Source organism: Burkholderia sp. Se-20378 (assembly GCF_017104665.1).
Classification (GTDB): domain Bacteria; phylum Pseudomonadota; class Gammaproteobacteria; order Burkholderiales; family Burkholderiaceae; genus Burkholderia; species Burkholderia lata.
Window position 1 is genome coordinate 1 of the sequence record NZ_JAAGPG010000519.1, and the last position, 5,843, is coordinate 5,843.

Below are 5,843 nucleotides of genomic sequence, written 5' to 3' on the forward strand. Positions count from 1 at the left end.
GCGTGACCTTCAGTTCGCTGTCGAGATAACGCAGCACGCGCAGGTTGTTGACCGGATGGATGTCGCACGCGATCAGCGTCGCGAGTTCCAGCACGCGCGCGCGTTGGCGCAGTTCGAGCGGAATCAGGCGAGGCGTCGGCTGGATCTGGTCGAGGTAGTCGAGGATCGCGAGCGACTGCCCGAGACGGAAATCCCCGTCGACCAGCGCCGGCACCGCGGCCGACGGGTTCACGTTCGCGACGTAGGCCGCCTCGCGATGCTCGCCGGTACGGATGTTCACCGGCAGCGTGTCGTACGGCAGCCCTTTCAGCGCGAGCGCGATGCGCACCCGGTAGGACGTCGAACTGTTGAAGAAGCTATGCAGTTGCACGATGTCGCCTTTCGAGGAAGATGCGTCAGACCACGCGCACGGTCAGTTCACCGAGCCGTTCGACGCCGACCTTCATCACGTCGCCCGCGACCACCGCGCCGACGCCTTCGGGCGTGCCTGTGAAGATCACGTCACCCGGTTCGAGGCGGAAGAACTTCGACAGGTCGGCCACCGTTTCCGCAACCGACCAGATCAGGTGCGACACGTCGCTCTTCTGCTTCGTCGCCTCGTTGACGGTCAGCCACAGGCCGCCCTGCTCGAAATGACCGACGTCGCTTGCCGGATGCACGGGCCCGATCGGCGCCGAACGGTCGAATGCCTTGCCGATTTCCCACGGCCGACCCATTTCGCGCATCTTCATCTGCAGATCACGGCGCGTCATGTCGAGGCCGACCGCATAGCCCCACACGTGTTCGAGCGCGCGCTCGAGCGGAATGTCCGAACCGCCCTTGCCGATCACCGCGACGAGTTCGGCTTCGTAGTGATAGTTCGACGTCTGCGCCGGATATTCGAGATCGAGCGTTTCGCCGTACGCGACCGGCACGATCGAATCGGCCGGCTTGCAGAAGAAGAACGGCGGCTCGCGATCGGGATCGAAGCCCATTTCGCGTGCATGGGCAGCGTAGTTGCGGCCGACGCAATACACGCGGCGTACCGCGAACTGCGCGTCGCTGCCGGCAACGGGGAGCGCCACGGGCGCTTCGGGCGGGAAAACGAAAGTCATGAATGGCTCCAGCATCAATACGAATGAAGGGGCGCGCCGCCGCAGCGACGCACGGAAAACGGGAAACGAATCGTCGAAACCGGCCGGCGTCAGTCGCGCGCTTCGCGCAGCAGGTTCAGCGCGGACAGCACGGGCCGGTCGGAATAGCTGAACAGCACGCTGTCGGACGACGCAGACAGCCGCACCGGCGCCCACGACGGCGCGACGAAAATGTCGTGCGGTTCGAATTCGAATGCGTTGCCGCCGATGTGCGCGGTGCCGCTGCCCTCGACGACGCAGTAGATCGTCGCGTCGGTGCTGCGGTACGTGCGGCCGTCGAAACCGGCAGGCAGGAACTGCATGAAGGTGGCGATCGTCGGCATCGGCCAGCCGCCCGTCGCGGGGTTCACGTAGCGCAGCTTCACGCCGTCCCATGCGTCGAGCTCGCCGTTCCGGTACAGCGCGTCGAGCGCTTCGCGGGTACGGGCATACGGATAGCTGAACACCGGCGACGTCGGATCGCTCACGCGATGCCGCACCGGCACCATGTTGTGACCGAAGCGCGCGAAGCTGTCGCCTTCCGGGCGATTCACGGGCTGCATGGCTTCCGGGTAGTTCTCCGCGAAGCCTGCGTCGAGGTTCGCGAGCAGCGGAATGTCGAGCCCGTCGAGCCACACGACCGGTTCGCCGCCCGCTTCCTCCGACGGGTTGCCGTGGTCGTGCCACGCCCACGACGGCGTGATGATGAAGTCGCCCGGATGCATCGTCGTGCGCTCGCCGTTCACGGCCGTCCACGCGCCACGCCCTTCGACGATGAAGCGCAGCGCCGACTGCGTATGGCGGTGGCTCGGCGCGATCTCGCCCGGCAGGATCAGTTGCAGGCCCGCGTACAGGGTCGGCGTCATGCTCGACTTGCCGGGCAGCCCCGGGTTCTCCAGCACCAGCACCCGGCGCACGGCTTCTTCCGCGCTGATCACGCTGCCGGCCTGCATCACAAGGTCGCGAACCTGCGCGTACCTCCAGATCGCAGCCTGCGCGGCCGGCTGCGGGGATTTCGGCACGAGGTTGTGCAGCGATTCCCACAGCGGCGCCAGACGTTGCTCGGCGATCCGTGCGTAGTAGGCGGCGCGCGACGCGTCCGGGTGGGTCGTCATGATGTCTCCTTGGAGTCGGCCGATCGGCGTCGGCGCTATGTCGGGGCGAGGACCATGCGGCAGTCCGTTAGGTGATTTATATTCGACCCAGACATACCCGGTAAAATGGTCAAATCATCTGATCCATATAATTCTGGATATATCTACTCGCGACGAGGCATGCGATGGACTGGACCCACCGGCTGCGACTGCGGCATCTGCAGGTACTGTTGAGCCTTGCCGGCACCGGCAATCTGAGCCAGTCGGCGGTCGCACTCGCGACCACGCAGCCCGCGCTGTCGAAATGGCTGAAGGAACTGGAAGAGGATGTCGGGCTGCCGCTGTTCGAGCGGCATGCGCGCGGCCTGCGGCCGACGTCGTACGGCGAAGCGCTGATCGAGCATGCGCGCCGCGTCGAAGCGCAGCTCGACGTCGCGCGCGACGACATGGCCGCATTGCGGGAAGGCGGCAGCGGCCTCGTGACGATCGGTACGTCCGGCGTGGCGGCGGCCGATACCGTGCCGCTCGCGGTGTCGCAGTTGCTGAAACGGATGCCGCGCGCGCAGGTCCGGATGACCGAAAGCACGATGAACCAGTTGATGCCGCAACTCGCACGCAGCGAACTGGATATCGTCGTGGGCCGCTCGGGGTCGACATCCGTCGATCCGCTGCTGCACGCCGAAGCGCTGTATGTCGATCCGGTCGTGTTCGTCGCGCGGCCCGACCACGCGCTCGCCGGTGCGACGTCGGTCGGCTGGGACGACGTGCTCGCCTACTCGTGGATCGTGTGGCCGTCGGGCACGCCCGTGCACAACGCGCTGGAGGCCGCGCTGTCGGCCGCCGGCCGCGTACGGCCGCCGCACTGTGTCGAATCGAACTCGTCGATCCTCAACCTCACGCTGCTGAACAACACCGACCTGCTCGGCGTGGCGTCGCATCGCGCTGCGCAGCGCTTCGCGCAACTGAACGCGATCCGGATCCTGCCGATGCAGCTCGAGGGCCAGGGCGCGGTGTCGATGTACTGGCACCCCGACAACGCGAATCGCGCGGCCGTGGCCGCGACGATCGAGTGCCTACGACTGTGCGGCCAACTCAATCGGTGACAGAGCAATTTCAAACCGGTACGGCGGCCCCTTCAAAAGACCATGCGCACACCAGCTCGCAACACCGATTGCCGCGCGCCCGACGATGCCGTGAACGTGCCGCACACGGACGCAATGATGTCCTGGCCGACGCTCGCCCGCTGATACACGGCGCTCATGTAGATGTCGGTCTTCTTAGACAACAGGTAATCGAGCGTGATGCCGGCCTGGTTCGAGTGATTGCCGCTCCAGTTGCCGGTTGCCCTTCGCGTACAGGTAGTTCGAATACGCGAAGAAATCCGGCGCGAACCGGTACAGCCCGCCGATATCGTAGGTGTCGACGTGCGCGCCCGTCAGCGTGGTACACGTATTCACGTACAGCGCGTCGAGCGCGAAGTCGCCGAATGTATAGCGTCCGCCCGCGCCGACATTGCGGGTGCCGAGGTGCCCGTTGTCGATTCCCTCTTCCTTCGAATACGTGGACGCCGCATCCAGCCCCTGCGCCGCGGCCGCGACGGCCCGATCCACCACTCGCGCGGCGTGGGCCGACGCAGGAATGCCCGGTGTGCGATCGCGTCATCGGTGGTGAGCGACGACAGCGCGCGGTCGCGCTCGATGATCGCCCTGTCGGCGAGAAGAATGGCCTTGCGACGCATTAAGCGTGCCAGCGCCAAACAACCTCTTGACCGTCGCCGAAGCATCCGTTGATCGACGCTCTCGAGTTCTCCGTGATGCTGTTCGTGCATATTGATCGCCATCGCCTCCCGACCGACGAAAGTCGACGTGCCGATATCCATCTCGAAGTTGGCCCCGGGATCGAGCCGCAGTACCAACGCCACCGCGCCGACAACCGCGATACCCTGCTTTGCCGTCTGGTACATGCCTTATGCAATTTGGCAACATATACGCTGCACTCTCGCCCGCCGTAGGTACTCGCGATTCGATGCCGGATGGTCGTCACCATTGATATCCTCCCCCAACGACCACGCCGTACGAGCCGCGAGTATTCGTAGTGACTGCTCCTTTGTAGACCCAGTGTCCATTCTCTGAGACCCTTGAGAGCCCAAGCGCCTGACCGGACTGACCTCGATACACACTGCCGGCTAATGCAACCATATTCATTCCTGGACTGGTCGGTTGAGGAAGACCGGCCACCGCCATTGCTGCCGCGGTCCCACCATCTGCATCTTTGCGAGCAGAGTCAAGACTGTTTTGGAGACTCTGGACCTGACTATTTGTATAGTTGTTTGCTTGATTCAACGTATTGCTCATCCCCGAATTGAGCTGTTGGACGTTCACCGCGTCAGTGGGCTGCGTACCCGGCGCGACGTTGATGATCTGGCGCTGCTGCTGGTCGCTGCCGACCGACACGACGTTCTGACGGCCTCCGTCCGTCGAATTCGCGCCGATCGATACCGAATTTGAACCCGCGGTGACGGTCGGGACGTCGGTACCCTTTCCGTTCACGTCAGCAGCAATGCCGATGGTGTTGGCGGTATGCGTCTGGCTGTTGTTGATTGTCGTCGACAACTGGTTCAACTGGTTGTTGATGTTGGTCACGCCGGTCGACAGCGAGGCCACGTTGCTGTTCGTCGTGCTCAGGCCGGTGGACAGCGAACCGATGCCGGTCGAGGTCGACGTCGACAGCGAGTTGACGTTGCTGTTCGTCGCGCTCAGGCCCGTCGACAGCGAGTTGATCGCGGTCGAGGTCGACGTGGACAGCGAGGCCACGTTGCTATTCGTCGCGCTCAGGCCGGTCGACAGCGAGTTGATGCCCGTCGACAGCGACGCGACGTTCGACGCGGTCGACGTCGACAGCGTGTTGATCGCGTTGTTCGTCGCGTTGAGCTGGCTGCCGTTGATCGCGTCCGTGCTGCTGGCCGAGATCCGGCCCGCGGCGACGTTCGTGATCTGGCGTTCCTGGCCCGGTGCGCCGACGCTCACCACGCCGACCGGCGAGCCGCCTGCGAACGGGTACGTAACGCCGCCGATCGTGGCGCTCGACGTCGGGTTCGCGGCGCTCGTGACCGAGTTCGCGCCGAGTGCGATCGAGTTGGCGACGTTGGCCTGTGCGTTCGTGCCGAAGGCGAGTGCGTCGGCGGCGGTTGCCTGCGCTGCCGAGCCGTACGCTTGCGCGCCGGTGGCGCTTGCCGTGGCCTGGTTGCCGAGCGCGATCGTGTTGTCCGCGGTGGCCTGGTTCGAGCTGCCGAGTGCAAGTGCGCTCGCGCCGTTGGCCGTGTTCGCGTTGCCGAGCGCCACTGCGCCGTTGCCGGTCGCCGTGTCGTTCGCGCCCATCGCCACCGCGCCGGTACCCGTTGCGATGCTCGGGTCGCCGATCGCGACTGCGCCGTCGCCGCTTGCCGTGTTGCCGGAGCCGATCGACACGGCCTTGCCGCCCGTTGCCGATGCGTTCTGGCCGATCGCGACCGCGCCTGCCGACTGCGCGTTCGAACCGTCGCCGACCGCGACGCTGCTGGCGCCTGCTGCGCTGGCGTTCACGCCGGCTGCGAGGGCGTTGGTGCCCGTTGCGCCGTCGTTGGCGTAGTTGCTTTGCT

Annotated in this window: 8 protein-coding genes and 1 pseudogene; 2 read left to right on the plus strand and 7 right to left on the minus strand. The window is 65.3% G+C overall.

From position 1 onward, the window contains the following. The 3 genes from G3N93_RS32695 to gtdA form a co-directional block, all read right to left on the minus strand. On the minus strand, positions 1–370 hold a 370-nt coding region (locus tag G3N93_RS32695; RefSeq protein WP_206134812.1), incomplete at its 3' end, for a glutathione S-transferase N-terminal domain-containing protein. A gap of 25 nt (positions 371–395) precedes the next feature. Next, complete coding sequence (locus G3N93_RS32700) at positions 396–1,094, minus strand: fumarylacetoacetate hydrolase family protein (protein ID WP_011355488.1); 699 nt, start codon at positions 1,092–1,094, stop codon at positions 396–398. Positions 1,095–1,183: 89 nt separating this feature from the next. Then, positions 1,184–2,227 carry a gentisate 1,2-dioxygenase gene (gene gtdA, locus G3N93_RS32705; protein WP_206122929.1) on the minus strand — a complete coding sequence of 348 codons (1,044 nt, stop codon included), beginning with the start codon at positions 2,225–2,227 and terminating at the stop codon, positions 1,184–1,186. Between the two features lie 164 nt (positions 2,228–2,391). Here gtdA and G3N93_RS32710 point away from each other — a divergent pair, with 164 nt between their 5' ends. Next, positions 2,392–3,309: a LysR family transcriptional regulator gene (locus tag G3N93_RS32710; protein ID WP_206122930.1), complete on the plus strand. Its 918-nt coding sequence runs from the start codon at positions 2,392–2,394 to the stop codon at positions 3,307–3,309. Positions 3,310–3,341: 32 nt separating this feature from the next. On the opposite strand, the gene G3N93_RS32715 is transcribed toward G3N93_RS32710, so the two are convergent. From G3N93_RS32715 to G3N93_RS32725, 3 genes and pseudogenes are all read right to left on the minus strand, one after another. Beyond that, positions 3,342–3,491, minus strand: coding sequence for a hypothetical protein (locus tag G3N93_RS32715; protein WP_174989826.1), 150 nt, complete (start codon positions 3,489–3,491; stop codon positions 3,342–3,344). Continuing rightward, positions 3,484–3,819, minus strand: a complete 336-nt coding sequence (locus G3N93_RS32720) for a porin (protein WP_307873442.1) — start codon at positions 3,817–3,819, stop codon at positions 3,484–3,486. The genes G3N93_RS32715 and G3N93_RS32720 overlap by 8 nt, the downstream gene beginning before the upstream one ends. After that, positions 3,792–3,917: pseudogene (locus G3N93_RS32725) on the minus strand (integrase); the annotation flags it as partial. The pseudogene G3N93_RS32725 and the gene G3N93_RS32720, both read right to left, overlap by 28 nt. A 75-nt stretch (positions 3,918–3,992) precedes the next feature. Here G3N93_RS32725 and G3N93_RS41840 point away from each other — a divergent pair. Further along, positions 3,993–4,217, plus strand: a complete 225-nt coding sequence (locus G3N93_RS41840) for a hypothetical protein (RefSeq protein WP_206122939.1) — start codon at positions 3,993–3,995, stop codon at positions 4,215–4,217. A gap of 28 nt (positions 4,218–4,245) precedes the next feature. Here G3N93_RS41840 and G3N93_RS32730 read toward each other — a convergent pair. Then, the coding region (locus tag G3N93_RS32730; RefSeq protein ID WP_206134813.1) for a YadA-like family protein at positions 4,246–5,843 on the minus strand (1,598 nt) is incomplete at its 5' end.